The 25,828-nt window shown below is 72.3% G+C and carries 22 protein-coding genes, 1 pseudogene and 1 riboswitch; of the genes and pseudogenes, 11 read left to right on the top strand and 12 right to left on the bottom strand.

Features of this window, described 5'->3' with window-relative positions; all coding sequences use genetic code 11:
* The 4 genes from ACFWJB_RS05265 to ACFWJB_RS05250 are packed head-to-tail and all read right to left on the bottom strand — an operon-like array spanning position 1 to position 3,339.
* Complete coding sequence (locus tag ACFWJB_RS05265; protein WP_385458021.1) at positions 1–969, bottom strand: NADH-quinone oxidoreductase subunit H; 969 nt, start codon at positions 967–969, stop codon at positions 1–3.
* Positions 966–2,306: an NADH-quinone oxidoreductase subunit C gene (locus ACFWJB_RS05260; protein WP_386920370.1), complete on the bottom strand. Its 1,341-nt coding sequence runs from the start codon at positions 2,304–2,306 to the stop codon at positions 966–968. Before ACFWJB_RS05260 ends, ACFWJB_RS05265 begins: the two co-directional genes overlap by 4 nt.
* On the bottom strand, positions 2,303–2,953 hold the full coding sequence (locus ACFWJB_RS05255; protein ID WP_386920368.1) for an NADH-quinone oxidoreductase subunit B: 651 nt from the start codon (positions 2,951–2,953) through the stop codon (positions 2,303–2,305). The genes ACFWJB_RS05260 and ACFWJB_RS05255 overlap by 4 nt, the downstream gene beginning before the upstream one ends.
* Positions 2,944–3,339, bottom strand: coding sequence for an NADH-quinone oxidoreductase subunit A (locus tag ACFWJB_RS05250; protein ID WP_385458016.1), 396 nt, complete (start codon positions 3,337–3,339; stop codon positions 2,944–2,946). The genes ACFWJB_RS05255 and ACFWJB_RS05250 overlap by 10 nt, the downstream gene beginning before the upstream one ends.
* Positions 3,340–3,532: 193 nt before the next feature.
* On the opposite strand from ACFWJB_RS05250, the gene ACFWJB_RS05245 reads away from it, so the two are divergent.
* The 5 genes from ACFWJB_RS05245 to ACFWJB_RS05225 all read left to right on the top strand — a co-directional run bounded on the left by ACFWJB_RS05245 (position 3,533) and on the right by ACFWJB_RS05225 (position 10,453).
* Positions 3,533–4,759 carry a sensor histidine kinase gene (locus ACFWJB_RS05245; RefSeq protein ID WP_385458014.1) on the top strand — a complete coding sequence of 409 codons (1,227 nt, stop codon included), beginning with the start codon at positions 3,533–3,535 and terminating at the stop codon, positions 4,757–4,759.
* Positions 4,760–4,940: 181 nt separating this feature from the next.
* Positions 4,941–6,308 (top strand): sensor histidine kinase, encoded by a 1,368-nt coding sequence (locus tag ACFWJB_RS05240; protein WP_386920366.1) that lies wholly within the window; start codon positions 4,941–4,943, stop codon positions 6,306–6,308.
* Positions 6,309–6,576: 268 nt separating this feature from the next.
* Entirely contained in the window at positions 6,577–7,236 is a 660-nt protein-coding gene (locus ACFWJB_RS05235) for a response regulator transcription factor (RefSeq protein ID WP_308033321.1), read from the top strand.
* Positions 7,237–7,473: 237 nt separating this feature from the next.
* Complete coding sequence (locus ACFWJB_RS05230) at positions 7,474–9,402, top strand: 2-oxoacid:acceptor oxidoreductase subunit alpha (RefSeq protein WP_386920364.1); 1,929 nt, start codon at positions 7,474–7,476, stop codon at positions 9,400–9,402.
* A complete protein-coding gene (locus tag ACFWJB_RS05225; RefSeq protein WP_386920362.1) occupies positions 9,395–10,453 on the top strand; it encodes a 2-oxoacid:ferredoxin oxidoreductase subunit beta in 1,059 nt (352 codons plus the stop codon). Before ACFWJB_RS05230 ends, ACFWJB_RS05225 begins: the two co-directional genes overlap by 8 nt.
* Positions 10,454–10,466: 13 nt before the next feature.
* Here the strand turns inward: ACFWJB_RS05225 and ACFWJB_RS05220 are convergent, their stop codons facing one another.
* Positions 10,467–10,922 carry a winged helix-turn-helix transcriptional regulator gene (locus ACFWJB_RS05220; RefSeq protein ID WP_385458006.1) on the bottom strand — a complete coding sequence of 152 codons (456 nt, stop codon included), beginning with the start codon at positions 10,920–10,922 and terminating at the stop codon, positions 10,467–10,469.
* 97 nt (positions 10,923–11,019) lie between these two features.
* Here ACFWJB_RS05220 and ACFWJB_RS05215 point away from each other — a divergent pair, with 97 nt between their 5' ends.
* From ACFWJB_RS05215 to ACFWJB_RS05205, 3 genes are all read left to right on the top strand, one after another.
* A complete protein-coding gene (locus ACFWJB_RS05215) occupies positions 11,020–11,874 on the top strand; it encodes an SDR family oxidoreductase (protein WP_386920360.1) in 855 nt (284 codons plus the stop codon).
* A gap of 137 nt (positions 11,875–12,011) precedes the next feature.
* Positions 12,012–13,076 carry an EamA family transporter RarD gene (gene rarD, locus ACFWJB_RS05210; protein ID WP_386920358.1) on the top strand — a complete coding sequence of 355 codons (1,065 nt, stop codon included), beginning with the start codon at positions 12,012–12,014 and terminating at the stop codon, positions 13,074–13,076.
* 128 nt (positions 13,077–13,204) lie between these two features.
* Positions 13,205–14,158, top strand: a complete 954-nt coding sequence (locus tag ACFWJB_RS05205) for a M28 family metallopeptidase (RefSeq protein WP_385458000.1) — start codon at positions 13,205–13,207, stop codon at positions 14,156–14,158.
* A gap of 25 nt (positions 14,159–14,183) precedes the next feature.
* Here the strand turns inward: ACFWJB_RS05205 and ACFWJB_RS05200 are convergent, their stop codons facing one another.
* A complete protein-coding gene (locus ACFWJB_RS05200) occupies positions 14,184–15,788 on the bottom strand; it encodes a tetratricopeptide repeat protein (protein WP_386920356.1) in 1,605 nt (534 codons plus the stop codon).
* A gap of 302 nt (positions 15,789–16,090) precedes the next feature.
* Here ACFWJB_RS05200 and ACFWJB_RS05195 point away from each other — a divergent pair, with 302 nt between their 5' ends.
* Positions 16,091–16,693: a flavodoxin family protein gene (locus tag ACFWJB_RS05195; RefSeq protein WP_385457995.1), complete on the top strand. Its 603-nt coding sequence runs from the start codon at positions 16,091–16,093 to the stop codon at positions 16,691–16,693.
* Here the strand turns inward: ACFWJB_RS05195 and ACFWJB_RS05190 are convergent.
* The 4 genes from ACFWJB_RS05190 to ACFWJB_RS05175 all read right to left on the bottom strand — a co-directional run bounded on the left by ACFWJB_RS05190 (position 16,683) and on the right by ACFWJB_RS05175 (position 21,135).
* Complete coding sequence (locus ACFWJB_RS05190; RefSeq protein WP_386920354.1) at positions 16,683–17,636, bottom strand: ABC transporter permease; 954 nt, start codon at positions 17,634–17,636, stop codon at positions 16,683–16,685. The genes ACFWJB_RS05195 and ACFWJB_RS05190 overlap by 11 nt on opposite strands.
* A complete protein-coding gene (locus ACFWJB_RS05185; protein WP_386920352.1) occupies positions 17,623–18,606 on the bottom strand; it encodes an ATP-binding cassette domain-containing protein in 984 nt (327 codons plus the stop codon). Before ACFWJB_RS05185 ends, ACFWJB_RS05190 begins: the two co-directional genes overlap by 14 nt.
* A gap of 46 nt (positions 18,607–18,652) precedes the next feature.
* A complete protein-coding gene (locus ACFWJB_RS05180) occupies positions 18,653–19,864 on the bottom strand; it encodes an outer membrane lipoprotein carrier protein LolA (RefSeq protein WP_386920350.1) in 1,212 nt (403 codons plus the stop codon).
* A gap of 260 nt (positions 19,865–20,124) precedes the next feature.
* A complete protein-coding gene (locus ACFWJB_RS05175) occupies positions 20,125–21,135 on the bottom strand; it encodes a polyprenyl synthetase family protein (RefSeq protein WP_386920348.1) in 1,011 nt (336 codons plus the stop codon).
* Between the two features lie 733 nt (positions 21,136–21,868).
* Positions 21,869–22,034: riboswitch (cyclic di-AMP (ydaO/yuaA leader) on the top strand.
* A 3-nt stretch (positions 22,035–22,037) separates the two neighbouring features.
* On the opposite strand from ACFWJB_RS05175, the gene ACFWJB_RS05170 reads away from it, so the two are divergent.
* Entirely contained in the window at positions 22,038–22,532 is a 495-nt protein-coding gene (locus ACFWJB_RS05170) for a transglycosylase SLT domain-containing protein (RefSeq protein ID WP_385457986.1), read from the top strand.
* 126 nt (positions 22,533–22,658) lie between these two features.
* Here ACFWJB_RS05170 and ACFWJB_RS05165 read toward each other — a convergent pair whose 3' ends face one another.
* On the bottom strand, positions 22,659–23,609 hold the full coding sequence (locus ACFWJB_RS05165; protein WP_125628102.1) for a DUF1963 domain-containing protein: 951 nt from the start codon (positions 23,607–23,609) through the stop codon (positions 22,659–22,661).
* 263 nt (positions 23,610–23,872) lie between these two features.
* Here ACFWJB_RS05165 and ACFWJB_RS05160 point away from each other — a divergent pair.
* A pseudogene (locus ACFWJB_RS05160) lies at positions 23,873–24,852 on the top strand (IS5 family transposase).
* 19 nt (positions 24,853–24,871) lie between these two features.
* Here ACFWJB_RS05160 and ACFWJB_RS05155 read toward each other — a convergent pair.
* On the bottom strand, positions 24,872–25,681 hold the full coding sequence (locus ACFWJB_RS05155) for an HAD family hydrolase (RefSeq protein ID WP_385457984.1): 810 nt from the start codon (positions 25,679–25,681) through the stop codon (positions 24,872–24,874).
* Positions 25,682–25,828: the final 147 nt, after the last annotated feature.

Below are 25,828 nucleotides of genomic sequence, written 5' to 3'. Positions count from 1 at the left end.
TTACTGGATCACCACCTTGACGATGCCGGTGAGGGCGATCTGGGCGAGGGAGAGGGGCACGAGAAGGGTCCAGGAGAACTTCTGGAGCTGGTCCTCGCGCAGGCGGGGGTAGGTCACGCGGAGCCAGATCACGACGAAGGCGAGGACGGCGGTCTTCAGCAGCGTCCAGACCCAGCCGAGGCCGTCGGCACCCCAGGGGCCGTGCCAGCCGCCCAGGAAGAGGACGGTGGTCAGGCCGCACAGCACGACGATGCCGGCGTACTCGGCGAGGAGGAACAGGGCGAACCGCAGGCCGGTGTACTCGGTGTAGGCGCCGAAGATGATCTCCGAGTCGGCGACCGGCATGTCGAACGGGGGGCGCTGCAGTTCGGCCAGCCCGGCGACGAAGAAGACGACGGCGCCGACGATCTGCCAGGGCAGCCACCACCACTCGAAGGCGTCCAGGATGCCGACGAGCGAGACGGTGCCGGCCGCCATGGCGACGGAGGCGGCGGTCAGCAGCATCGGCAGTTCGTACGCGAGGAGCTGGGCGGCGGTGCGCAGACCGCCGAGGAGGGAGAACTTGTTGGCGGAGGCCCAGCCGGCCATGAGCGAGCCGAGGACGCCCACGCCCATGACGGCGAGCACGAAGAAGATTCCCGCGTCGACGACCTGGCCCACCGCGCCCTCGCCGGGGCCGATGGGGATGGCGAGGAGGACGAGGAGGTACGGCAGCAGCGCGACGGCGGGGGCGAGCTGGAAGACGCGGCGGTCCGCGTCCGCCGGGACGACGTCCTCCTTCTGCGCGAACTTCACACCGTCCGCGACGAGCTGGGCCCAGCCGTGGAAGCCGCCGGCGTACATCGGGCCCAGGCGGCCCTGCATGTGGGCCATCACCTTGTGCTCGGTCTGGCCGACGATCAGGGGGAAGGTGAGGAAGACGACGAAGACGACCAGGAGGCGCAGGGTGACGTCGAGAGCGTCGTTCACTGCGGGCCTCCTGGGCGGTCGTCGGGGGTTTCGGAGCGGGCGGGGGGCCGCGATGCCTCCCCTGTCTCCGGGTCCTCGGAAGTCTCCGGGTCCTCGGGAGTCCCCGGGTCCTCGGGAGTCTCCGGGCTCCCCGATCGCTCCTCCGCGGCCTCCGTGCTCCCCCGGTCCTTGGGCTTCCCGGAGGGTTCCGTGGGCTCGTCGAAGGCCGGGCGGGCGTGGTGCCAGGGCGCGTCGGAGCTGCGGGGCGGCACCGAAGCGGACTTCGGCGCAGCGGGCGTCTCCCCTGCCGCCTCGGACTGACCGGCCGTGTCGGACGGACCGGCCGTGTCGGACGGACCGGCCGTGTCGGGCCGCGCCGTCGTGGGGGCGGGCCGCTGGGAGGCCGAGCCCTCGCTCGCGCTCCGGGCGCGGCGGGCGGTCGGTGTGCGCGGTCCGGTGGTGTCCCGGCTCTCCGCGCCGGGTGCGCCCGCGGCGTCCTCGGGGGCTGCCGGTCCCGGCCGTTGCGACGCCGACCCCCCGCTCGCGCTCCGCGCCCGACGGGGCGCGGACGGCGGCGGCGAGGACTCGGCACCGGGAGTCCCGGCGGCCGGAGTCCCGGTGGCCGGGGTCCCGGTGGCCGGGGTCCCGGTGGCCGGGGTCGTCTGGCCGACGGAGCCCTGGGCGGCCGTCCGCATACGGCGGGCCGGGCGCTCCCCTGCCGCCGCCCGGGCCGGACGGTCGCCCGCCGCGCGGGCGGCGCCCCGGGCCGGGCGGGCCGGGGCGGGCGGGAGCTGGCCCTTCTGCGGGCCCCACTCGTTGGGGTCGGGGACGCCCGGGGGCAGCATCTGCCGGCGCCGGGGGCCGCCGTGGTCGGACTCGCCGGGTTCCTTCGCGCCCGGCCAGGCCTTGGCGACGCGGGCGGCGAGGACGAAGTCCTTGCGCAGGGGGTGGCCCTCGAAGCCCTCGGGCAGCAGCAGGTGGTCCAGCCCGGGATGGTCCTCGAAGACCACGCCGAACATCTCGTGCGTCTCGCGTTCGTGCCAGGCCGCGCCCGCGTACACCTCGACGGCGGTGGGCAGCACCGGGGACTCGTGCGGGACCGTCGTCCGCAGCAGCAGCCGGCGGACCGGCGCGAGGGCGGCCACGTGGGCGGCGACGCGGAAGCCCGTGCCCGGTTCGTCGACCGCGCTCAGCCAGTCGAAGTACGTGCAGCCCAGCCGGTCGCGGGCGGTCTCCAGGGCGGAGATCCAGGCGGCCGGCGGCACGTCCACGGTCAGGAGGTCGTAGGACTCCTCGGCGGTGGCCTCGGCCCCGAAGAGTTCCCCGGTGTCGGCGGGCAGCCAGCCGGCCGCGGTCATCGGTCCTCCTCGGGAGCGGAGGTGGGGGCGGGCGGCTGCACCAGGCCGCTCTGCAGCGCGGCCGTCGAGGGGCGCGGCGCGGTGCCGTACCGCTCCCCCAGCGACTCCCGCGCGATCTTCTCCTGGAGCTTCAGGATGCCCTGGAGCAGCGCCTCGGGGCGGGGCGGGCAGCCGGGGACGTAGACGTCGACGGGGATGATCTGGTCGACGCCCTTCGTCACGGAGTAGGAGTCCCAGTACGGGCCGCCGCAGTTGGAGCAGGCGCCGAAGGAGATGACGTACTTCGGCTCGGGCATCTGCTCGTAGAGGCGCTTGACGGCGGGGGCCATCTTGTCCGTGACCGTGCCCGACACCACCATCAGGTCGGCCTGGCGGGGCCCCGGCGCGAACGGGATGACGCCGAGGCGGATGAAGTCGTGGCGGGCCATCGACGCGGCGATGAACTCGATGGCGCAGCAGGCGAGGCCGAAGTTGAAGACCCAGAGCGAGTAGCGGCGGCCCCAGTTGAGGACGACCTTCATCGGCTCGGGGGCGAGCCGGGCCAGCGCGCCGAGCCGCTTCGGCTCCGGCAGCGGGACGGGCTCGGTAGCGGCGGACGCGGAGGAGGCGGAGGAAGAGGCGGAGGAGGCCGCGGGGTTCACGTCCATGACAGGACGCCCTTCTTGTATGCGTAGAGCAGGCCCACGGCGAGGAAGCCGAGGAAGACGAACATCTCCACGAGTGTCGTGGCGCCGTACCCGGGGTCGGCGAAGACCGTCGCCCACGGGAAGAGGAAGATCGAGTCGACCGCGAAGATCACGTACAGGAAGGCGTAGACGTAGTAGCGGACCTGGGTGTGTGCCCAGCCCTCGCCGACGGGGTCGACTCCGCACTCGTACGTCAGGAGCTTCTCGGGCGTCGGGACCACGGGCCGCAGCAGCCGCCCGGCGCCGAAGGCGACGGCCACGAAGAGCACGCCGACGAGGGCGAGTAGTCCGACGACCGAGTAGGACTGGAAGTAGTCGGCCGCGATGCCGACACCCGGTTCCGGCACGTCCGTTCCTCACTCCCTGTCCGAACCCCGAACGCTGCTGTTCGACGATCTGTACGCACGGGAGTCTAGGGCCTGATAAAGAGACGGTAAGCAGCCCGTCGTACGTTGGGACGCCGGGGTGGGGTTTTCCTCAGGGGACGCCCGGCGGTCCGCCTCATGGCGCGGGGCCGTGCCGCACGGCACGCTGACCCGTATGACCGAAAGCCTCTCGTCCTCGACGCATGCCGGGTACCCCGGCGAAGCGGACAGCGACCGCCTGCCACCGGCCCGTTTCGCCCTCGACCGGCACACCTGGAAGGAGATCGCCCACCTGCTGGCGAACCTCCCGGTGTCCGTGCTCGGCTTCACGTACGTCGTGACGATGGTGTTCGCCGGTGCCGGCCTGACGGTCACGGTGATCGGGCTGCCGCTGCTCGCGGCCGGTCTGTCGGGGGCCCGGCTGCTGGGCAGGCTGGAGCGGGCGCGGGCCCGTGCGCTGCTCGGGGTGCGGGTGGAGGAGCCGAGCCGGCTGCCGTGGCGGGGGCGGGGCGGGTTCTTCTCCCGGATGTGGCTGGCGCTGAAGGACCCGGTGGGCTGGCGCACGGTGCTGTACGAGTTCATACGGCTGCCCTGGGGCGTCTTCACCTTCGCCGTCACGCTGGTGTCGCTGTTCGTGCTGTGGCCGGTGCTGCCGTTCGTCGCGCGGGGCCTGGCCAACGTGGACCGGGCGCTGGTGCGGGGGCTGCTGTGCCCGTCCGACGAGCTGGAGCGGCGGATCGCCGAGCTGGAGTCGGACCGGGGCGTGGTGGTCGACACGGCGGCGGCGGACCTGCGGCGCATCGAACGCGACCTGCACGACGGGGCGCAGGCCCGCCTGGTCAACCTGGCGATGGGGCTGGGCCTGGCCAAGGAGAAGCTGCTGGAGGACCCGGACGCGGCGGCGGCGATGGTCGACGAGGCGCACGGAGAGGTGAAGCTGGCTCTCCAGGAGCTGCGGGACCTGGCGCGCGGCATCCACCCGGCCGTGCTGACCGACCGCGGCCTGGACGCGGCCCTGTCCTCGGTCGCCTCGCGCTGCACGGTGCCGGTGAAGGTGACCGTCGACCTGGTGGAGCGGCCGGCGGCGGCGATCGAGGGCATCGCCTACTTCACCGTCTCGGAGCTGCTGCAGAACGTCAGCAAGCACAGCGGGGCGAGGTCCGCCTCGGTGGAGGTGTGGCGGACGGCCGACCGGCTGCTGATGCAGGTGGGCGACGACGGGCGCGGGGGTGCGCGGCTGGACGGCGGTACGGGGATGAAGGGGCTCGCCGAGCGGCTCAGTGCCGTCGACGGCCTGTTCGCGGTCCATTCGCCGCCGGGCGGCCCGACGACGGTCACGGCGGAGCTGCCGTGGCGCGACCGTTCGGACACCGACGGGGCCGCCGCCTCCGGCGCGAGGTAACCGGCCGGGCCGGTCCCGGGACACGCCCCGACGTGCACGCGTCGGGGCGTGTCCATGTTCGCCGGGGGTGGGGAAAACCCCCCTTCCAGGACGCCGACGGGCCGCATGGCCCGCGCCCGCGCGGTCCGGGAGGGTGGAGTCGGAACAGCACAGCCACAGGTCGAGGAGAAGGACGGCACCGATGGCCACGGAGTACGGACAGGGTTACGGACTCGGGGGAGGCTCCGGCCTCTCCGCGGACACCGGTGCGCGACGGCACCGGCTGCCGGCGGGACTGCGGGCGCCGTTCGAGGGCCGCCACTGGCGGGAGTTCGCCTTCGTGCTGCTGAGCCTGCCGATCGGGATCGGGCTCTTCACGTACGCCGTCACGATGATGTCGCTCGGCGCCGGACTGCTGGTGACGTTCCTGGGCGTCCCGGTGCTGGCCGCCGCGCTCGCCGGGTGCCGGGGCATCGGGGCGCTGGAGCGGGCCCGGGCGCGCGGCCTGCTGGGGCTCGACGTGGCCGCGCCGGAACCGCTGCGGGCGGGCAAGCCGGGCGCGATGGCGTGGATCGGGGCCGTCCTCAAGAGCGGCTCGTCCTGGCGGAGCCTGCTGTACGCGCTGGTGCAGTTCCCGTGGTCGGTGTTCTCGTTCGTGGTCTCCGTGACCTTCTGGTCGGTCGGCTGGACGATGCTGACGTACCCCGTGTGGTTCTGGGTGTTCCCGGCGTACGCCGGCCAGGACGGGCTCCAGCTGTACGGCGACGGGACGCACCGGATCTACCTGGACAACCCCTTCGAGATCACCGTGACCGCGCTGGTCGGGCTGCTGGTCACCCTGGTGACGCCGTGGATCGTCCGGGCCCTGACGACGGTGGACCGGCTGCTGGTGCACGGGCTGCTCGGGCCGTCGCGGCTGGCGACGCGGGTGGTGGAGCTGGAGTCGGACCGGGGGGTCGTGGTCGACACGGCCGCGGCCGATCTGCGGCGCATCGAACGCGACCTGCACGACGGGGCGCAGGCCCGCCTGGTCAACCTGGCCATGGACCTGGGCCTGGCCAAGGAGAAGCTGCGGGAGGACCCGCAGGAGGCGGCGCGCATGGTGGGCGAGGCGCACGGCGAGGTGAAGACGGCCCTGCAGGAACTGCGGGACCTGGCGCGCGGCATCCACCCGGCCGTGCTGACCGACCGCGGCCTGGACGCGGCCTTGTCCTCGGTCGCCTCGCGCTGCGCGGTGCCGGTGCGGGTGGAGGTGGACCTGGCGGAGCGGCCGGCGTCGGCGATCGAGGGCATCGCCTACTTCACCGTCTCGGAGCTGCTGCAGAACATCAGCAAGCACGCGCGGGCCACGGCGGCCGCCGTGGAGGTCTGGCGGGTGGAGAACCGGCTGATGATCCAGGTCGTGGACAACGGCGTGGGCGGCGCGCGGGCGTCCACCGGTTCGGGTCTCGCGGGGCTGGCCGAGCGGCTCGGCGCGGTGGACGGGATCCTCGTGGTGGACTCGCCGGCCGGCGGCCCCACCCGGGTGACGGCGGAACTCCCGTGGCGGACCGAGCCGGTACGCCGCTGAGCGGCTGCCGCCGCCACCGGAGACACCGCCGGCCGGAGCCCCGTACCCCCGGGCTCCGGCCGGCGTGATCGATTTTCGGCCACCGGGCGTCCGAATCCCGGCCCGGCCTCCCCTTCTTCCCGGTACTTCCGGTCGTACGAACGCATCCGGCCTCCGATGCTGGAATGCTGGACCTGTCGCACGGGCGGTCCGTGGACGCGGCGCGGGCCGCGCGGGCCGTGCGGGTGGACGGAGTCTGGCTGGGGGGCCGAAGAACGTGGAGGACAGGGTGCGGGTGGTCATCGCCGAGGATTCAGTGCTGCTCCGGGAGGGGCTTACCCGGTTGCTGACCGACCGGGGGCACGAGGTGGTCGCCGGCGTCGGCGACGCCCAGGCGCTGATCAAGACCATCACGGAACTGGACGCGCAGGGGGAGCTGCCGGACGTCGTCGTGGCGGACGTACGGATGCCGCCGACGCACACCGACGAGGGCGTGCGGGCGTCGGTGCAGCTGCGCAAGGCGCACCCCGGGCTCGGCGTGCTGGTGCTGTCCCAGTACGTGGAGGAGCGGTACGCCACCGAGCTGCTGGCCGGTTCCAGCCGGGGCGTGGGCTATCTGCTCAAGGACCGGGTGGCCGAGGTGCGGGAGTTCGTGGACGCGGTGGTGCGCGTGGCGCAGGGCGGTACGGCGCTCGACCCCGAGGTGGTCGCGCAGCTGCTCGGACGCAGCCGCAAGCAGGACGTGCTCGCCGGGCTCACCCCGCGGGAGCGGGAGGTCCTGGGGCTGATGGCCGAGGGCCGGACCAACTCCGCGATCGCCCGGCAGCTCGTCGTCAGCGACGGGGCCGTCGAGAAGCACGTCAGCAACATCTTCCTGAAGCTCGGGCTGTCCCCGAGCGACGGCGACCACCGCCGCGTCCTCGCCGTGCTCACCTATCTCAATTCCTGAGCACCGCGTCACCGGAGGACATCCGGACGACGGCGAAACCGCGGCACGGAGAGGGGGCGTCTTCACCGGCGCACGGGGGGCGGGGAGACGTGGACCGGCAGGACGCCGGTCCGGCTCGGGGTCGCGCCCATCATGCGAATGTCCACCGGAAGTCAACACCCGCGGACGTAGGGTTGATCCGGGACGGTCGATGGGAGACCAGTCCCCGGACAGCCGCCTCGAGGGAGGTCCAGTTCAGTGACCAGCCAGGTCAGCAGCCCAGCGGAGCAGGCCGACGGAACCGTCGTAGGAGAGCAGCGCGAACCGGTAGGGGCGAAGGACGTCCGCCGGCTGGACCGGGTGATCATCAGGTTCGCCGGGGACTCCGGTGACGGCATGCAGCTCACCGGTGACCGCTTCACGTCCGAGACGGCGTCCTTCGGCAACGACCTGTCGACGCTGCCGAACTTCCCGGCCGAGATCCGGGCGCCCGCCGGCACCCTGCCGGGCGTGTCGTCGTTCCAGCTCCATTTCGCCGACCACGACATCCTCACCCCCGGCGACGCGCCGAACGTGCTGGTGGCGATGAACCCGGCCGCGCTCAAGGCGAACGTCGGCGACCTGCCGCGCGGCGCGGAGATCATCGTCAACACCGACGAGTTCACCCGGCGCGCCATGCAGAAGGTCGGCTACGAGACGTCTCCGCTGGAGGACGGCTCCCTCGACGGGTACCACCTGCACCCGGTGCCGCTGACCACCCTGACGGTGGAGGCGCTCAAGGAGTTCGACCTCAGCCGCAAGGAGGCCGAGCGCAGCAAGAACATGTTCGCGCTGGGCCTGCTGAGCTGGATGTACCACCGTCCGACCGAGGGCACCGAGCGGTTCCTGCGGTCGAAGTTCACGAAGAAGCCCGAGATCGCGGAGGCCAACATCGCGGCCTACCGGGCGGGCTGGAACTTCGGCGAGACGACGGAGGACTTCGCGGTCTCCTACGAGATCGCGCCGGCGGCGAAGGCGTTCCCGCCGGGCGTGTACCGCAACATCTCCGGGAACCTGTCCCTGGCCTACGGCCTGATCGCCGCGTCCCGCCAGGCCGACCTGCCGCTGTTCCTGGGCTCGTACCCGATCACCCCGGCCTCGGACATCCTGCACGAGCTCAGCCGGCACAAGAACTTCGGTGTGCGCACCTTCCAGGCCGAGGACGAGATCGCCGGGATCGGCGCGGCGCTCGGTGCCGCGTTCGGCGGGTCGCTGGCCGTGACGACGACGAGCGGCCCGGGGGTGGCGCTGAAGTCCGAGACGATCGGTCTCGCGGTCTCCCTGGAGCTGCCGCTGCTGATCGTGGACATCCAGCGCGGCGGGCCCTCCACCGGTCTGCCGACCAAGACCGAGCAGGCGGACCTGCTCCAGGCCATGTACGGCCGCAACGGCGAGGCCCCGGTGCCCGTCGTCGCCCCGCGCACCCCGGCGGACTGCTTCGACGCGGCCCTGGAGGCGGCGCGGATCGCCCTGGCCTACCGCACCCCGGTCTTCCTGCTCTCCGACGGCTACCTGGCCAACGGCTCCGAACCGTGGCGGATCCCGGAGCTCGACGAGCTCCCCGACCTGGCCGTGCGGTTCGCGCAGGGGCCGAACCACACCCTGGACGACGGCACCGAGGTGTTCTGGCCGTACAAGCGCGACCCGCGGACCCTCGCCCGCCCGTGGGCGGTGCCGGGCACCCCGGGTCTGGAGCACCGGATCGGCGGCATCGAGAAGCAGGACGGCACGGGCAACATCTCCTACGACCCGGCCAACCACGACTTCATGGTCCGCACCCGCCAGGCCAAGATCGACGGCATCGACGTCCCCGACCTGGAGGTCGACGACCCGGACGGCGCGCGGACCCTCGTGCTCGGCTGGGGCTCGACGTACGGGCCGATCACGGCGGCCGTCCGGCGGCTGCGGCGGGCCGGGGAGTCGATCGCGCAGGCCCACCTGCGCCACCTCAACCCCTTCCCGCACAATCTCGGCCCGGTCCTGAAGAGCTACGACAAGGTGGTGGTCCCCGAGATGAACCTCGGGCAGCTCGCCACGCTCATCCGGGCGAAGTACCTGGTCGACGCGCGCTCGTACAACCAGGTCAACGGCATGCCGTTCAAGGCGGAGCAGCTCGCCACGGCGCTGAAGGAGGCCATCGATGACTGACGCCAACGCGCTGCTCCAGCTCGTGCCGAAGGCCGAGGGCAAGCAGTCCATGAAGGACTTCAAGTCCGACCAGGAAGTGCGCTGGTGCCCCGGCTGCGGCGACTACGCCATCCTCGCGGCCGTGCAGGGCTTCATGCCCCAGCTGGGCCTGGCGAAGGAGAACATCGTCTTCGTCTCCGGCATCGGCTGCTCCTCCCGCTTCCCGTACTACATGAACACCTACGGGATGCACTCCATCCACGGCCGCGCCCCCGCCATCGCCACCGGCCTGGCCGCCTCACGCCGCGACCTGTCGGTGTGGGTCGTCACCGGCGACGGCGACGCGCTGTCCATCGGCGGCAACCACCTCATCCACGCGCTGCGCCGCAACGTTAACCTCAAGATCCTGCTGTTCAACAACCGGATCTACGGTCTCACCAAGGGCCAGTACTCCCCGACCTCCGAGGTCGGCAAGATCACCAAGTCGACGCCGATGGGCTCGCTGGACGCGCCCTTCAACCCCGTCTCGCTGGCGCTGGGCGCGGAGGCGTCCTTCGTCGCCCGGACCGTCGACTCCGACCGCAAGCACCTCACCGAGGTCCTGCGCCAGGCCGCCGACCACCCGGGCACGGCGCTCGTCGAGATCTACCAGAACTGCAACATCTTCAACGACGGCGCCTTCGACGTCCTCAAGGACCGGCAGCAGGCCCAGGAGGCGGTGATCCGGCTGGAGCACGGGCAGCCGATCCGTTTCGGTGCCGACGGCTCCAAGGGCGTCGTCCGCGATCCGCGGACCGGTGACCTCGAGGTCGTCACGGTCACCGCGGAGAACGAGGCGGACATCCTGGTCCACGACGCCCACGCCGCGTCGCCGACCACCGCGTTCGCGCTGTCCCGCCTGGCCGACCCCGACACGCTGCACCACACCCCGATCGGTGTGCTGCGCTCCGTCGACCGGCCGGTCTACGACACGCTGATGTCGGACCAGCTCGACACCGCCGTCGAGCAGAACGGCAAGGGCGACCTGGCGGCGCTGCTGGCGGGCGGCGACACCTGGACGGTCGTCGGCTGAGCGCCGTACCGCATCACGAGGCCCGGGACGGAAGTGCCCGGGCCTCTTGCCGTTCCGCTCCATCCCGTACCGCCTCGGCCTCCTGCCGTGCCGCCCGGGTCTCGTCGTACGCCAGGCGGGCCCGCTCGACGTCCGTCATCCGCTCGCGCGTCCACTCAGCCAGGTCCCGGACCCGCTCCGCGGCCTCACGGCCGAGGGGTGTCAGGGAGTAGTCGACGCGGGGCGGGATGACGGGCTTGGCGTCGCGGTGGACCAGGCCGTCGCGTTCGAGGGTCTGGAGGGTCTGGGTGAGCATCTTCTCGCTGACGCTCCGGCCTACCCGGCCGACCGCCCGGCGCAGCTCGCTGAACCGGTGCGGCCGGTCCAGGAGCTCGATCAGGACGAGGACGCCCCAGCGACTGGTCACATGCTCGAGGACGAGCCGGTAGGGGCACATCGCCTCGCCGGCCCGGGGATCACTTACCGCCATACGGGTACCTTACTTCAAAGTGGGTACTTTCTTTTGGTTAGCGCTTCCCCTAACGTCGGTGGCATCGCACCTCATCCCCCACAAGGAGTTCCGCACCATGAGCATCGTCGTCACCGGAGCCACCGGACACCTCGGCCGCCACGTCGTGGCGCAGCTGCTGGAGAAGGTGCCGGCCGACCAGGTCACCGCGGTCGTCCGGGACCGCGACAGGGCCGCCGACCTCGCCGCCCGCGGAGTGCGGCTCGCGGTCGCCGACTACAACTCCCCCGCCACCTTCGACGGCCTGTTCGCGGCCGGCGACCGGGTCCTGCTGATCTCCGGCAACGAGTTCGACAAGGGACGCGTCCAGCAGCACCGGGTCGTGATCGACGCGGCGAAGGCGGCCGGGGTGGCCCTGCTCGCCTACACCAGCGCCCCCAGCAGCCTGACGGCCGCGCTCGCCGACGACCACCGAGCCACCGAGGAGGTACTGGTGGGCTCGGGCGTTCCGTACGTGCTGCTGCGCAACGGCTGGTACCACGAGAACTACACCGAGCAGCTCGCTCCGGTCCTGGAGCACGGCGCCGTGGTGCAGGCGGCGGGCGAGGGCCGCGTCTCCTCGGCCGCCCGCGCCGACTACGCGGCCGCCGCCGTCGCCGTGCTGACCGGCGAGGGCCACGAGAACACGGCGTACGAGCTGGGCGGCGACGAGGCCTGGAGCTTCGCCGAGTACGCCGCCGAGCTGAGCCGGCAGACCGGCAAGGAGATCGCCTACCGGCCCGTCTCCGTCGAGGACTACGTCGGCATCCTGACCGGCGCCGGGCTGCCCGAGCCGCTGGCCGCCGTCTTCGCGGGCGTGGACGCCGCCATCGCCAAGGGCGAGCTGGTCGTCTCCACCGGCGACCTGTCCCGGCTGGCCGGCCGTCCGGCGACGCCGCTCGCCGAGGCGATCCGGGCCGCGCTGAAGGCCTGAGCCCGCACCACCCGGCTCACCCGGCCCCCTGTCATGACCGTATGGCGATACGGGCATGACAGGGGGCCGGGTGCGGCGCTATTTTCGACCTGGCACGCCTCCGTGTTCGGCGCGCCGTAGGCGAGAAGGAGGTGCCCGTGGCCGGGTCGTCCGGGAGTGAACAGCGCATAGGCCTGCTGAACGGCTTCGCGGCGTACGGGATGTGGGGGCTCGTCCCGCTGTTCTGGCCGCTGCTCAAGCCGGCCGGGGCCGGTGAGATCCTCGCCCACCGGATGGTGTGGTCCCTCGTGTTCGTCGCCGTCGCCCTGCTCTTCGTACGGCGCTGGGCCTGGGCCGGCGAGCTGCTGCGGCAGCCGCGCAAGCTGGGCCTGATCACGGTGGCCGCGGCGGTCATCACCGTGAACTGGGGCGTCTACATCTGGGCCGTGAACAGCGGCCACGTGGTCGAGGCCTCGCTCGGGTACTTCATCAACCCGCTGGTCACCATCGCGATGGGCGTACTGCTGCTGAAGGAACGGCTGCGGCCCGTGCAGTGGGCGGCGGTCGGCACCGGCTTCGCGGCCGTCCTCGTCCTCACCATCGGCTACGGCCGGCCGCCGTGGATCTCCCTCTGCCTCGCCTTCTCCTTCGCCACCTACGGGCTGGTGAAGAAGAAGGTCAACCTCGGGGGCGTCGAGTCGCTGGCCGCCGAGACGGCGATCCAGTTCCTGCCCGCGCTCGGCTTCCTGCTGTGGCTGGGCGCGCACGGCGACTCCACTTTCACCACCGAGGGCGCGGGGCACGGCGCCCTGCTCGCCGCGACCGGCGTGGTCACCGCGATCCCTCTGGTCTGCTTCGGCGCGGCGGCGATCCGCGTGCCGCTGTCCACGCTGGGACTGCTCCAGTACCTGGCGCCGGTCTTCCAGTTCCTGCTCGGCATCCTGTACTTCGGCGAGGCCATGCCGCCCGAGCGCTGGGCCGGCTTCGCGCTCGTCTGGCTGGCGCTCACGCTGCTCACCTGGGACGCCCTGCGCACCGCCCACCGGACCTCCCGGGCCCTGCGGGCGCAGCTGGACCGGGCCGGCGGCGGCGTGCCGGCGGTCAAGGAGGACTCCGCGCGGGACTCGGACATCGTGGCCTCGGGAGGTCCGGCCCCGGATTCCGCTTCCGCGCCTCCCGCGTCCGCGCCCGCGCGGCTCGACACCCCGACCGTGAAGCCGTAGACCGATATGCGCGACGCGGTGGCCGGATAGCGGTCTTGACGCGGCGTCAGTGACGGCCCCACCATCCAGGCACCCCATTCACCCGGGAGTCCTCCCCAGGGACTCCCCAGGAATCCGGAGCCCCCCACATGAAGGTTTCCGTTTCCGGGCGTGCGCTGGCGGCCGGTGCCGTCGCCGTCGCCACCCTCGTCACCGGCGGTTCCGCGGCCGGTGCGGCACCCGCCACCGGGACCGCCGCCGCGGCCGCCGCACCCGACATACCGGTGGCCAACGTCAAGGCCCACCTCACGCAGCTCCAGTCGATCGCCACGGCGAACGGCGGCAACCGCGCCCACGGCCGCCCCGGCTACCAGGCGTCGCTCACCTATGTGAAGGGCAAGCTGGACGCCGCCGGCTTCACCACCACGGTCCAGCAGTTCACGTCCTCCGGCCGCACCGGGTACAACCTCATCGCGGACTGGCCCGGCGGCGACACCAATCGGGTTGTCATGTCCGGGTCACACCTGGACAGTGTCACCGCGGGTGCCGGCATCAACGACAACGGCTCCGGCTCGGCCGCCGTCCTGGAGACCGCGCTCGCCGTGGCGCGCTCCGGCTACCAGCCCACCAAGCACCTGCGCTTCGCCTGGTGGGGCGCGGAGGAGCTGGGGATGGTCGGCTCCCGCTACTACGTCAACAGCCTCGGGACCACCGGACGCGCGAAGATCAGCGGCTACCTGAACTTCGACATGATCGGTTCGCCCAACCCCGGCTACTTCGTCTACGACGACGATCCCGCGATCGAGAAGACCTTCAAGGACTTCTACGCCGGCCTCGGTGTCTCCACCGAGATCGAGACCGAGGGCGACGGCCGCTCCGACCACGCGCCCTTCAAGAACGCGGGCATCCCCGTCGGCGGCCTGTTCAGCGGCGCCGACTACGTCAAGACGTCCGCGCAGGCGGCCAAGTGGGGCGGCACCGCGGGCCAGCGGTTCGACCGGTGCTACCACTCGTCCTGCGACACGACCGCCAACATCAACGACACGGCGCTGAACCGCAACAGCGACGCCGTCGCGTACGCGGTCTGGGCGCTCTCGCAGTAGCGCCCGGCGCGTCCGGGCCGGCCGGTCAGTCGGCCCGGGCGTGGGCGCGGGCCCGGTCGGCGAGGCGGCCCATGCGGGTCCGGGCCGTCTCGAGTTCCTCGACGTCGTCGGCGGCCGGTCCCGGCCCGGCGGCGAGTTCGCTCCACAGGCCGACCAGGTCGTGCCCCAGCTCCAGCCCCCGTTCGGGGTCGCGCACGGCCCGCCAGGCGGTGGCCGCGCTCTGGACGTTGCCGTAGGCGGCCTCCGCGTCGCCGGCCGTGCGGTGGATCCGGGCCAGGTCCAGCGAGAGCCGGAAGGCGCGTTCCGGGTCGCCCGACAGGTAGGCGATGTAGGCGGTGAGTTCACGGAGCCGGAGTACCTCGGGGTGCTCCGGCCCCAGCGTGTCCGAGGCCTCGGCCACGGAGCGCTCCGCGAGTCGCGCCGCGTCCTGCGTACGTCCCTCCTTGACCGCCTCGTTGATCCGCGCCGTGGGCTCGGCGAGGAGGGCGGGAGTGGTGGCGTCGCCGGGTGCGGTGAGCGGTGCGTCGCCGAGCACGGCCTCGGCCACGGCGTCGAAGCCCCGGGCGGGGGTGGGCGTGGGCCTGGGGCCGGGATCGGCGTCCAGGACGAGGCCGGGGACCGGCTTGGGACGGGCGGCGGAGACGGCGCCGGGCACGGGGGCGGGCGCGTGCGGCACGCCCCGGGCGGCGCCGGCCACCGGGGCGGGGAACGCCGGGCCGGAGGGCGCCGGACCGGTCGGTGCCGTGCCCCAGGACGCCGGATCGGTGGACATCGGACCCGAGGACGCGGAGCCGGTGGGCGCGGGAGCGGCGGATGCCCGGTCGGCCGGCGCCGGACCGGCAGGAGCAACGGGGGCCGGAGCGTAGGGGCCGGGAGCGCTGGGCGGTGTCGGGGCGCCGGGCGCGTACGGACCGGCCCGATGAGCCGCGGACGCGGGACCGGCGGGAGCGGCCGGGTCCGCCGCCGTACCGCCGGCCGCGGGCGCCGCGTCCATCCGGGGCGGTGGACCGAACACCCCCGTCGGCGGCCCCACCGTACCCGGCGCCGTGGGCACGGCGGGTTCGGGCAGGGCGCGCGGCACGAACGTGGGCACGGACGCACGGGACGCCGTCCGCTGCGGCTCCGCGGCCGCCGGCCCGTCGGCAACCGGGGCGGCCGGGGCCGGGGCGCCCGCGGGGACTTCGCCGGTGGGGACCGCCGGGGCCTGCCGGACCGCGGGGCCCGCCGAGGCCGGCTCGGACGCCGGCACCCCCGGGGCCTCGGGCACCGCCGGGGCGACTGCCACCGCCTCCGGGGCCACCGGCGTGCGCGGAGTCGGTACCGGCTTGCCGGCGAGGTGGCTGGAGCCGTCGGGGTCGACCCGGAGCCGTACGACGCAGCCGATGCGCTCGTCGTGGATCGTGGCGAGGACGGGCCTGCCCCCGGCCAGGGCGAAACGGTGGAGGCGGTTCAGGACGGCGTGCCGGATCTCCTCGCCGGGCGCGGCGACGACCAGGACGCCGTCGACCGAGGCGCCGCACGCGTCACCGCCGGCCTCCGGCACGCGGACGTCGATCGGCGTCTCCACGGAAGCGAGCGGGCGCTCGGCGCGTAGCTGGGCCCGCTGCTCGTCGCGGCCGAGTCGAGACATCTTCCCCCCACTCCTAGGCGGCTTCCGTCGGCGGTTTCGCTTCCCTGCCGTCCAGAGCCTGTCATGCCTGTCGTTCATCTGCCGTCGAGTCTCTCCGCTCACCCGCGATTCTGGCGTCACCGCGGTGTCACAGGCTCGTTCCAGGAGGTCACGGAGGTGCGGTGGGCCGTGTCGGACACCGCCGGCGGCGCCGCCCGAGCGGGCGTCCCGCGCACCGCCCGGCACCACCCTGGACAAACTCATGCACGCGCATATACTGCACGTGCTGGTAATTCGCGCACGCCGATCACTTGGAGGGACCCATGAGCCGCCGCTTCCTCTTCCTGCTGGGCAGCAGCCGCCCCGACGGCAACACCGAACTGCTGGCCCGCCGTGCCGCCGAGCAGCTGCCCGCGAGCACCGAGCAGCGCTGGATCAGCCTGGCCGAGCACCCGTTGCCCGAGTTCGAGGACCTGCGGCACGACAGCGACCACACCCGGCCCACCACGGGGAACACGGGCCTGCTGCTCGACGCCACGCTCGCCGCGACCGACCTCGTGATCGCCTCGCCGCTGTACTGGTACTCGCTGTCCGCCCCGGTCAAGCGCTACCTCGACCACTGGTCCGGCTGGCTGCGCACCCCCGGCCTCGACTTCAAGGCGACCCTGGCCGGACGCACCCTGTGGGGCGTCACCGCGCTGGCCCACGAGGAGCCGGAGGTCGCCGACCCGCTGATCGGCAGCCTGAACAACTCGGCGGCGTACATGGGCATGCGGTTCGGCGGGGTCCTGCTCGGCAACGGCAGCAGGCCCGGCGACGTCCTGCGGGACACCGACGCGCTGTCCCGCGCCAAGACCTTCTTCGCCCAGGAGCCGCCACTCGCCCGTTTCCCCTACGAGCGGACGGACGCGCCGGCTACGAGGTGATGTCCTTCGCCGTGAACCGGGCCCAGGCGGCCGAGCCGAACACCGCCGCGTACAGGGCCTGGAGGCCGAGGTTCTTCACCAGGTCGTCCCAGTAGACCGGCTCGCGCATCAGGTCGGCGAAGGACAGCCAGTAGTGCGAGAAGAAGTAGGGCTGGAGCGCGTGGAGCTGGGGGATCTGGTCGAGGATCTGGACGGTGATCAGCAGCCCGACCGTGGTCGCCATCGCCGCGATGCCGCTCGTGGTCAGCGTCGAGACGAACAGGCCGAGCGCCGCCACGCCGACGAGCGAGGCGGCCACGACCAGGGCGATCAGCAGGGCCCGCCAGAGTCCCTCGGCATACGTGATGTGGGTGCCGGAGATGGTGGTCAGGTCACCGAGCGGGAACAGCAGGGCCCCGACCGCGAGCGCCGAGACGGCGACCACGAGGGTGGCCGCGAGGCAGAAGGCGATCACCGTCACGTACTTGGTGAGCAGCAGGCGGGTGCGCCCGGCCGGGGCGACCAGGAGGTAGCGCAGCGTGCCCGCGCTCGCCTCGCCCGCGATCGCGTCACCGGCGACGACTCCGACGGCCATGGGCAGGAAGAACGGGAGCGTCGCGGCCAGCGCGGTGAAGACCAGGAACAGTCCGTTGTTGCTGATCTGCGAGATGAACGCCGGTCCGTCGCCCCCGCCGCCCCGGCCTCCGCCGCCGAACGACGAGCCGTCGCCCGTCTCGATCCTCACGGCGATCCCCACCAGGACCGGCACCGCGGCCAGCACGCCCAGCAGGGCGAGGGTGCGCCAGCGCCGGAAGGTGGTCAGCAGCTCGCTGCGCAGCAGTCCGAGGGTCCACAGGCGGCGCGGCGCGCGCACGACGCCCGCGTCCACGTCCACGTCCGTGCTCCCGCCCACCGCTCCGTCGGGCCGTGCCGCCCCGGCCGGTGACGCCTCAGCCCGCGACATCGAAGCCCTCCCCCGTCAGCGCCACGAACGCGTCCTCCAGGGAGGCCCGTTCCACTCCGAACCCGCGGACGCGCACGCCGGCCGCGACCAGCGCGGCGTTCAGGTCGGCGAGGTCGCCGCCCGGCGGCTCCGCCGTCACCCGGTCCTCGGCGACGGCCACGTCCCCGGCGCCCCGCTCCTTCAGCACCCGTGCCGCCTCTCCCGTGTCCGGCGTGGTCACCACCAGCCGGCCGCGCGCCCCGGCCGCCAGGTCGGCCACCGCGCCCTGCGTGATCAGCCGGCCCCGCGCCATCACCGCGGCGTGCGTGCACACCTGCTCGATCTCGTCCAGCAGGTGGGAGGAGAGGAAGACGGTCGTGCCGTCGGAGGCCAGCTCGCGCACGAGGGTGCGGATCTCGCGCATGCCCTGGGGGTCGAGCCCGTTGGTGGGCTCGTCCAGCACCAGCAGGCGGCGCGGCTGGAGCAGCGCCGCCGCCAGGCCGAGGCGCTGCTTCATGCCGAGCGAGTACGCCTTCGCCTTCTTGCCCGCGGCGGCCGCGAGGCCCACCCGGTCCAGCGCCGCCCCGACGCGCTCGCGCCGGGTGCGCGGGTCGGTGGTGGGGTCGGCGGCGTCGTAGCGCAGGAGGTTGTCGCGGCCGGAGAGGAAGCCGTACAGGGCGGGGCCCTCGATGAGGGCGCCGACCTGGGGCAGTACGGCACGGGCAGCGCGCGGCACGGGCCGGCCCAGCACCCGTGCCGTGCCCGAGGTCGGCTCGATCAGGCCCATCAGCATGCGGATGGTGGTGGTCTTGCCGGAGCCGTTGGGGCCGAGGAAGCCGAAGACGCTGCCCGCCGGGACGGTCAGGTCCAGGCCGTCGACGGCGAGTTGCCCGCCGCGGTAGCGCTTGGTGAGCGCCCGGGTGGCGATGACGGCGTCACCCGCGCTCCCCCGGTCCGGACGCTCCGGCTCCGCGGCGGACGGCTCACCCATCGGCTCCCTCTCCTCGTCGTACGGGTACGGACCGTGGCGTCCGGTCCTACTTCGCGGCGTCGGCCGCCTTCACCAGCGCGTCCTTGGTGACCGCGCCGGCGTAGACCTTGCCGTCGTCCGTGATCAGGGCGTTGACCAGGCGGGTCTTGAAGACCGTGCCCGAACCGAAGTCGCCCTTGACCTGGTCGCCGAAGGAGCCCAGGAAGCCGCCCAGGTCGCCACCCGCGGAGGCCGTGGGCAGACCCTGGCCGCCGGTGTCGAAGGCGGCGACCGAGTTCCAGCCCTCGCCGATGACCTTCAGGCCGTCCAGGCCCCCGGCGAGGTCGCCGCCGGGCCCCCGGCCCCGCTCGGGCGCCTCGGCCGCCGTGTCGCCCTCGGTGACCTTCGCGCCCTTGGGCGGGGTGAAGTCGAAGGTCGACGCGTCCGGCTTCGCGAAGCTGACCTGGGTGAAGCCGGCGTCCACGACGGCGGCGCCGCCGCTGGACGGGGTGAGCGTGAACTTCAGCGGCATGCCGGTCCTGGCGTCCACGGCCACGCTGATCGCTCCGACCGTGGAACCGGACTGCCTGGGCTTGATCACCAGCCGGTAGGCGTCCCGGCCGGCCACCTGCGCGGTGCCGTCGACGGTGACAGAGGTGGTGTCGTCGACCGCCTTCAGCGCCTGCTCGGTGAAGTCCTTCGGGGTGGCCGGCGCCTTCTCGGCGGGCCGCTCGGCGCCCGCCGCGGCGGTGGAGTGGTAGACCTCGTTGGACCTGCTGTCGTAGCCCCAGACGTCCTTGCCGTCGTGGATCAGGCTGTACTCGGCGGCGTCCTCCAGCAGGGACAGCTTCTGCCGGTCGGGGCCGTCGGCCGCGACGCGCAGCGTGTGGGTGCCGGTCACCAGCCCGGTGAGCTTGGTGGACGGGTCCGCGGCGGAGCCGTCGTCGCCCGCGCCCTCCCCCGGGCCGCCGGACATGCCGGACATCAGGCCGCTCTCCAGGCCGCCGAGGTCCGGCAGGCCCAGGTCGGTGCTGATCCGCACCGTGCCGGACAGCTGCTGGACGTCCGACCGGGCGATCCTCTCGATGAGCTGCTGGGCCGTCACCTCCGGCAGGTCCGGGTCGCCGGAGTCGGCGAGCGCGGGGACGAGCCCGATCGTGGCGGCCGCCACGCCCATCACCGCGACCGGGACGACGTACCGCGCGGCCCTGCGCCGTCCGGTGCGCGGTTCCTCGCGCTCCCCGGCGGTCGTGCTGTCGTCGGAATCGATCGGTGCCATGTGTGCCCTACCTCCGTCGTCGGCGGCGGCTGTCTCGCGACCTCGCACTGTTCACCCGTGAGCCGCCATTCTCACCCGAATCGGTGAGGAGTGGTGTTTTTCCGTGGTGTCCATCTGACCAAATCGGTCAGGAAGAAGCGTCAGACCTCGGGCTCAACTCCGCGTACTCCTGCGGGATGACACGGAGGAGCGGCATCTCCCCCGGCCCGTAGGGGGCAGGGGCGCCACGCCGGGAGGGCGCGGGGAACGGCCGGGCGGGGTCAGCCGGCCCGGTGCACCACCGCGTCGCACAGCTCGATCAGCGCGGCCTTCGCGTCGCACTCCCGCAGCGGGGCCAGCGCCGCCCGGGCGTCCTTCGCGTACCGGACGGTGTCCCGCCGGGCCTGCTCGAGCGCGGGGTGGGCGCGCAGCAGGCGCAGCGCCTCGGCGTGCCGTGCGTCGTCGCTCAGGTCGGAGTCGAGCAGCTCGCACAGGGCGACGTCCTCGGCCAGCCCCAGCCGGGCCGCCCGCTCGCGCAGCCGCAGCACCGGGAGGGTCGGGATGCCCTCGCGCAGGTCCGTGCCGGGCGTCTTGCCCGACTCGTGGGAGTCGGAGGCGATGTCCAGGACGTCGTCCGCGAGCTGGAAGGCGACGCCGAGCCGCTCGCCGTACTGGGTCAGCACGTCGACGACCGTCTCGTCGGCGCCGGACATCATCGCGCCGAACCGGCAGGAGACCGCCACCAGCGACCCCGTCTTGCCGCCCAGCACGTCCAGGTAGTGGTCGACCGGGTCCCGTCCGTCCTGCGGGCCGGCCGTCTCCAGGATCTGGCCGGTGACGAGCCGCTCGAACGCCAGGGCCTGCACCCGGACCGCCTCGGGCCCGAGGTCGGCGAGGATCTGGGAGGCGCGGGCGAACAGGAAGTCGCCGGTGAGGACCGCCACCGAGTTGTCCCAGCGGGTGTTCGCGCTGGGCACGCCGCGGCGCACGGCGGCCTCGTCCATCACGTCGTCGTGGTACAGCGTGGCGAGGTGGGTCAGCTCCACGACCACGGCCGAGGGCACGATGCCGGGCGCGTAGGGGTCGCCGAACCGGGAGGCGAGCATCACCAGCAGCGGCCGGAACCGCTTGCCGCCGGCCCGCACCAGGTGCTGGGCGGCCTCCGTGATGAACGGCACCTCACTCTTGGTTGCCTCAAGCAACCCTTCCTCGACGGCCGCCAATCCGGTCTGGACATCGGCTTCCAGAGCCTGGTCCCGCACGCTCAGCCCGAACGGCCCGACGACGGTCACGAGGGGTCTCCTGTCTGCTGGTGTCTACTGGCGATTACCTGGTTTGTCGATAGGTCGCTGCCACCACTCGAGTCAGCGTATCCGGTCACGTTTCGATCACCGCTAGCGCCCACCGTTACAGGCCGGTCGGTATTGGATCATGCGCGGTATGTTTTTGATCGGGCGATATGAGCAGATACCGCCCGATGCCACCAGAACGGCGCGAACCGGGACACGGCGCGCCGGAAACCGCCACCGAAGATCCCACCATTCCTCCCAACGGGCCGCACCCCGGGAACGTCACCCATTCGGCACCCTCCCGCCCTCCCCCCTCTCCGAACGGATGCCCGCGCAGCGCGCGCGGACACCGGGACGGACCACCGGCGGCGAGGTGCGACCGAGGGCGCGGAGCCCCGGCCCGGCCGCCCGTCCCGCGCCCGTCGGCGAAGCGACCCCCATCGGCGGCCGGTTGGCCACCAGTTGGCCCTAATGCCCGTTTTGCCGACCTTGTTGAGGCCCGTGAGTTGGCTCACGCCCCCGCGGTCCCCCGCGCCCGCGCCGCGAACCCCGCCACCCCTTTGCCCCGTAGGGGAGTTGACCCTTGGCAGTCGCAAAGGATCAAGCACCCCAAAACGCCCGGATCAAGGTCAAGAGGCACGTCGAGTGATTCCTGCACTTGTTCCGGACATGTGCTCTCGCATACGTTCCCGGCCTGTCGGGCGGACGCCGAATCCTGCCACCGCCCCGACGCACAGTCATCCACTCGACACACTCGCAGGCAGGAGCGGGGGACCCAGGTAAGTCGCCGCACCGGACACCACCGGAGCGGCTCGGGGTGAAGCCGTGCCCGTCAGGGCACGGCCGGGCACCTCCCCGCCCGAACCCGACAGCTCACCTCGCAGGCGTAGGAGAGGGACACACACATGCCTGCCAACGGTCAGAACCGTCACGCCCGCACCGCCCGCCTCGGCCGCAAGCTCGCCCTCGCCGGCGCCGGCGCCGCCGTCTTCGCCATGCCGCTCGTCGGGGCCGCCACCGCGTCCGCCGCCACGCCGGCCACCACGACCACCGCCGCCACCGCGGCGACCACGGCGTACCCGGACAACCTCGACGGCTGGATCCGCGAGTCGCTGGACATCATGGCCCAGCACGGAATCCCCGGGACGTACGACGGCATCCACCGCAACATCATGCGGGAGTCGTCCGGCAACCCGCTCGCCATCAACAACTGGGACATCAACGCCGTCAACGGCACCCCGTCCAAGGGCCTGCTCCAGGTGATCGACCCGACCTTCCAGGCGTACCACGTCGCCGGCACCTCCTGGGACTCGTACGACCCGGTCGCCAACATCACCGCCGCCTGCAACTACGCGGCCGACCGGTACGGCTCGATCGACAACGTCTTCAGCGCGTACTGAGCCGTACCCCGCACCCGGCCGTGACCCGGTCCCGTCGGCCTCCGACGGGACCGGGCCCTAGGGGGTGTGTGATGTCGTGATCACGCGGTGGTCACGAGGCCTCCGGGACAGGCCGAACCGCAGAAATCAGCCCAACCAGTAGTGCTCGACCTTGTCGAACCGTCTGGCGTGAAGGTCGTCGCGGCTGATCAACCAGCTGATGTCGCCGTCCATCCAGTCGTACTGGAGCGACTCCATGTTGAAGGTCGCGAGGTGCAACAGCGGTTGTCCGGGCAGCTCCCGCCATGCCCGGTCGTAGACCTCGTCGAACCGCTCCGGGGCGTCCCTGAGTTCGCGGACCGCCTCCTCCCGCAGGCGCTGGAACGCCTCTGTGCTCTTGTCCCAGCTGTGGTGGATGTTCCCCTGCACTCCCCGCAGCTTGTCGGTGCTGTTGTCCATGGCCGGTCTGACGCCGACCTTGGCGGCGTACTCCTCGACGGCGGCCTCCAGCCGAGCGTGCCACTCGGCTTCCTCCCCTTCCGGCTCACCCCAGATGCCCCCGTGGTCCTCGCCGATGAGCCAGGCGTGGGCGTCCCATGCGTCGTTGTGGGAGGCGACCATGGTCCAGCGGTCCAGCATCATGTGGGAGGACCCGAACTGCAGGTCCAGTTCGCTCGGGACGGGGGCCGGGCGCACGGTCGTCTTGGTCCCGGGCGGTATGTAGAGCGCCTTGCCGCCGCCAGCGTCCGACCAGGTGAACAGCAGGAGGTGCCCCTCCCGGGGCAGCCCGTCGTCGAACAGCGTGCGGGGCACCGCGGCGAGGTCGAAGGATGCGACGAAGATGTCGCCCACCTTCCACTCCATGTCCAGGGGCAGCGCCGGCGCCCCTCCGATGTGACCGATCACCCGGTCGCCGGGCCGGACGCTCTCCGGCGTCTTCTGCTTGAAGTACACGGCCGGCTCCATGCTCCACAGCAGGCGGGTGATGGCGTCGTCGGACACCCCGTGCCGCCGGGCGAAGGCCCGGAAGGCACTGCTGCGGGACGTCTGCCCCACGGGATCGCCGGAGGGGCCGACTGTGCTGTCCCAGTTGCTCACGAGTTCGCTTTCTGACGAGGGATCGGTGACCGGCACCGTGCGGGCGGAGCCCGATGCTGATCAACACGGTAGAGCACCCCTCCGACAACGCCCTCGTCGCCAACTGCCGGTGCCCCTAAGGCTGTCCACACGCCGCGTCACCCTCGGACCATCGTCGGCCTGAGGGTGGCGCGGCGCCGGCGACTCCTGGGGCCTGTGTGTTGTCGTGATTAGTTGCCGGGTTCTGAGCTCTTCGCGAGGTGGAAGCCGGTAGGACTGTGGTCGTGACGCGTAGGCAACTCACCGATGCTCAGTGGAAGTTCATCGAGCCGTATCTGCCGATCGGTAAGTACGGCCCGTATCCGGAGCGTTTGCGGGAACAGTTCGAGGGGGTGATCTGGCGGTTCCGCTCCAGCGGTCAGTGGCGGGAGATGCCTGCCGAGTTCGGCCCATGGGCCACCGTCTACGGACGTTTCCGCATCTGGCGAGACGCCGGTGTGTTCACCGCCCTGCTGGAAGGCCTGATCGCTCAGGCAGCCCGCGCGGAGCAAACAGATTTATCGCTGGTCAGCGTGGACTCCACTACGGTCCGTGCCCACCATGACGCCGCGGGGCTCCGCGTCAGCAAGCACCTCATGTCGGCCCTGGAGGAGGCTGCGCACAAGCAGGAGACAGCCCGGCAAAAAGGGGTGGTACGGAGGAACAGAACGGACAGGACGAGCGCCGGCGTATCCGGCGCCGACACAAGCTCCGTCTGAAGCAAGCCCTGCTCGGCCGGTCCCGGGGCGGCCTCACCAGCAAGATTCATCTCGCGGCGGACCGCAGATGCCGTCCGCTCGCCTTCGTCTTGACCGCCGGGCAGGCCGCGGACAGTCCGCAGTTCATCCCCGTGCTCGAGAAAGTGCGAGTCCGTCTGCCGGTCGGCCGTCCCCGCACCAAACCTGGCGCAGTCGCCGGTGACAAGGCCTACTCATCGCGCGGAAACCGCCGCTACCTGCGAAAACGCAACATCAAAGCAGTCATCCCGGAGAAGAAGGACCAGGCCGCAAATCGCAAGAAAAAGGGCTCACGCGGCGGCCGGTCCATCAGCCACGACGCCGACCTCTACAAGGAACGGAACACTGTCGAACGCCTGATCAACAAGCTGAAAGCCTGGCGGGGCGTCGCCACCCGCTACGACAAGTCACCCGAAAGCTACCTTGCCGGCCTCCACCTCCGAGCCTCCATAATCTGGATCGACGACTCGCTCAAGTACACCGTGTGATCACGACATCACACAGCCCCTAGCCGGCTCCGAAGATCCGCTCGAGGACGACGGCCACGCCGTCGTCCTCGTTCGTCGTGGTGACCTCGTCCGCGACCGCCTTCAGTTCGGGGTGCGCGCCGGCCATGGCGACCCCGCGGGCCGCCCAGTGGAACATGGGGATGTCGTTGGGCATGTCCCCGAAGGCGATCGTCCGGCGCCGGCTCAGGCCCAGGTGCTCGGCGGCGAGCGCCAGACCGGTCGCCTTGGTGACACCGCACGGCTGGAGCTCCACCGTCCCCGGCCCCGACATCGTGACCGTCGCGAGGGAACCGACCACGGCGCGCGCCGTCGCCGCCAGCTCGTCGTCGGACAGGTCGGGGTGGCGCAGCAGCACCTTGCTGATCGGCGCGCCCCACAGCTCGTCGCGCCGCTCCACCCGCACCGCGGGCAGGGTCGGGTGGGGCATCAGGTAGCCCGGCTCGATCAGCGTCAGTCCGTCGACACCGTCCTGGTCGACCGCGGCGTAGACCTCCCCCACCTCCGCCTCGATCTTGCCGAGCGCGGTCTCCGCCAGTTCCCGGTCCAGGGTGACCGACCACAGCATCCGGTGCGCGCCGGCGTCGTACACCTGCGCGCCCTGTCCGCACACCGCGAGCCCCGTGCAGCCCAGCCCGTCGAGCAGCGGGCGCACCCTCGGTGCCGGGCGCCCCGTGACCACCAGGTGCCGCGCGCCGGCCCGGGCCACCCGCTCCAGCGCGGCCAGCGACCGGTCGGAGACGGTGTCGTCGCCGCGCAGCAGCGTTCCGTCGAGGTCGGTGGCGACGAGGGCATATGCGGTGCGGTCCATGATCAGAGAATACGGACACCGGACCTGTCCGACTCACCCACGACCGGTTGCGCACGAGGACGTTCGCAGGTGTCCGAAACCTGACGCAACATCGTCTAAAGGCGGTTAAAGGCCTGTGCACCAGTTGGCAACAACATGCTCCGCCTT

The sequence above is a fragment of the Streptomyces sp. NPDC127100 genome (assembly GCF_042724095.1).
Classification (GTDB): domain Bacteria; phylum Actinomycetota; class Actinomycetes; order Streptomycetales; family Streptomycetaceae; genus Streptomyces.
The sequence above is the reverse complement of the archived record's forward strand: the minus strand, read 5'-3'. Positions and strand labels throughout refer to the sequence as shown.

Bases quoted from the DNA above. Each gene is read 5' to 3' on its own strand.
- ACFWJB_RS05245 (WP_385458014.1), top strand. From the start codon at position 3,533: ATGACCGAAAGCCTCTCGTCCTCGACGCATGCCGGGTACCCCGGCGAA.
- ACFWJB_RS05155 (WP_385457984.1), bottom strand. From the start codon at position 25,681: ATGGACCGCACCGCATATGCCCTCGTCGCCACCGACCTCGACGGAACG.
- ACFWJB_RS05170 (WP_385457986.1), top strand. From the start codon at position 22,038: ATGCCTGCCAACGGTCAGAACCGTCACGCCCGCACCGCCCGCCTCGGC.
- ACFWJB_RS05205 (WP_385458000.1), top strand. From the start codon at position 13,205: ATGAAGGTTTCCGTTTCCGGGCGTGCGCTGGCGGCCGGTGCCGTCGCC.
- ACFWJB_RS05195 (WP_385457995.1), top strand. From the start codon at position 16,091: ATGAGCCGCCGCTTCCTCTTCCTGCTGGGCAGCAGCCGCCCCGACGGC.
- ACFWJB_RS05215 (WP_386920360.1), top strand. From the start codon at position 11,020: ATGAGCATCGTCGTCACCGGAGCCACCGGACACCTCGGCCGCCACGTC.
- ACFWJB_RS05185 (WP_386920352.1), bottom strand. From the start codon at position 18,606: ATGGGTGAGCCGTCCGCCGCGGAGCCGGAGCGTCCGGACCGGGGGAGC.
- ACFWJB_RS05240 (WP_386920366.1), top strand. From the start codon at position 4,941: ATGGCCACGGAGTACGGACAGGGTTACGGACTCGGGGGAGGCTCCGGC.
- ACFWJB_RS05220 (WP_385458006.1), bottom strand. From the start codon at position 10,922: ATGGCGGTAAGTGATCCCCGGGCCGGCGAGGCGATGTGCCCCTACCGG.
- ACFWJB_RS05190 (WP_386920354.1), bottom strand. From the start codon at position 17,636: ATGTCGCGGGCTGAGGCGTCACCGGCCGGGGCGGCACGGCCCGACGGA.
- ACFWJB_RS05255 (WP_386920368.1), bottom strand. From the start codon at position 2,953: ATGGACGTGAACCCCGCGGCCTCCTCCGCCTCTTCCTCCGCCTCCTCC.
- ACFWJB_RS05180 (WP_386920350.1), bottom strand. From the start codon at position 19,864: ATGGCACCGATCGATTCCGACGACAGCACGACCGCCGGGGAGCGCGAG.
- ACFWJB_RS05200 (WP_386920356.1), bottom strand. From the start codon at position 15,788: ATGTCTCGACTCGGCCGCGACGAGCAGCGGGCCCAGCTACGCGCCGAG.
- ACFWJB_RS05260 (WP_386920370.1), bottom strand. From the start codon at position 2,306: ATGACCGCGGCCGGCTGGCTGCCCGCCGACACCGGGGAACTCTTCGGG.
- ACFWJB_RS05225 (WP_386920362.1), top strand. From the start codon at position 9,395: ATGACTGACGCCAACGCGCTGCTCCAGCTCGTGCCGAAGGCCGAGGGC.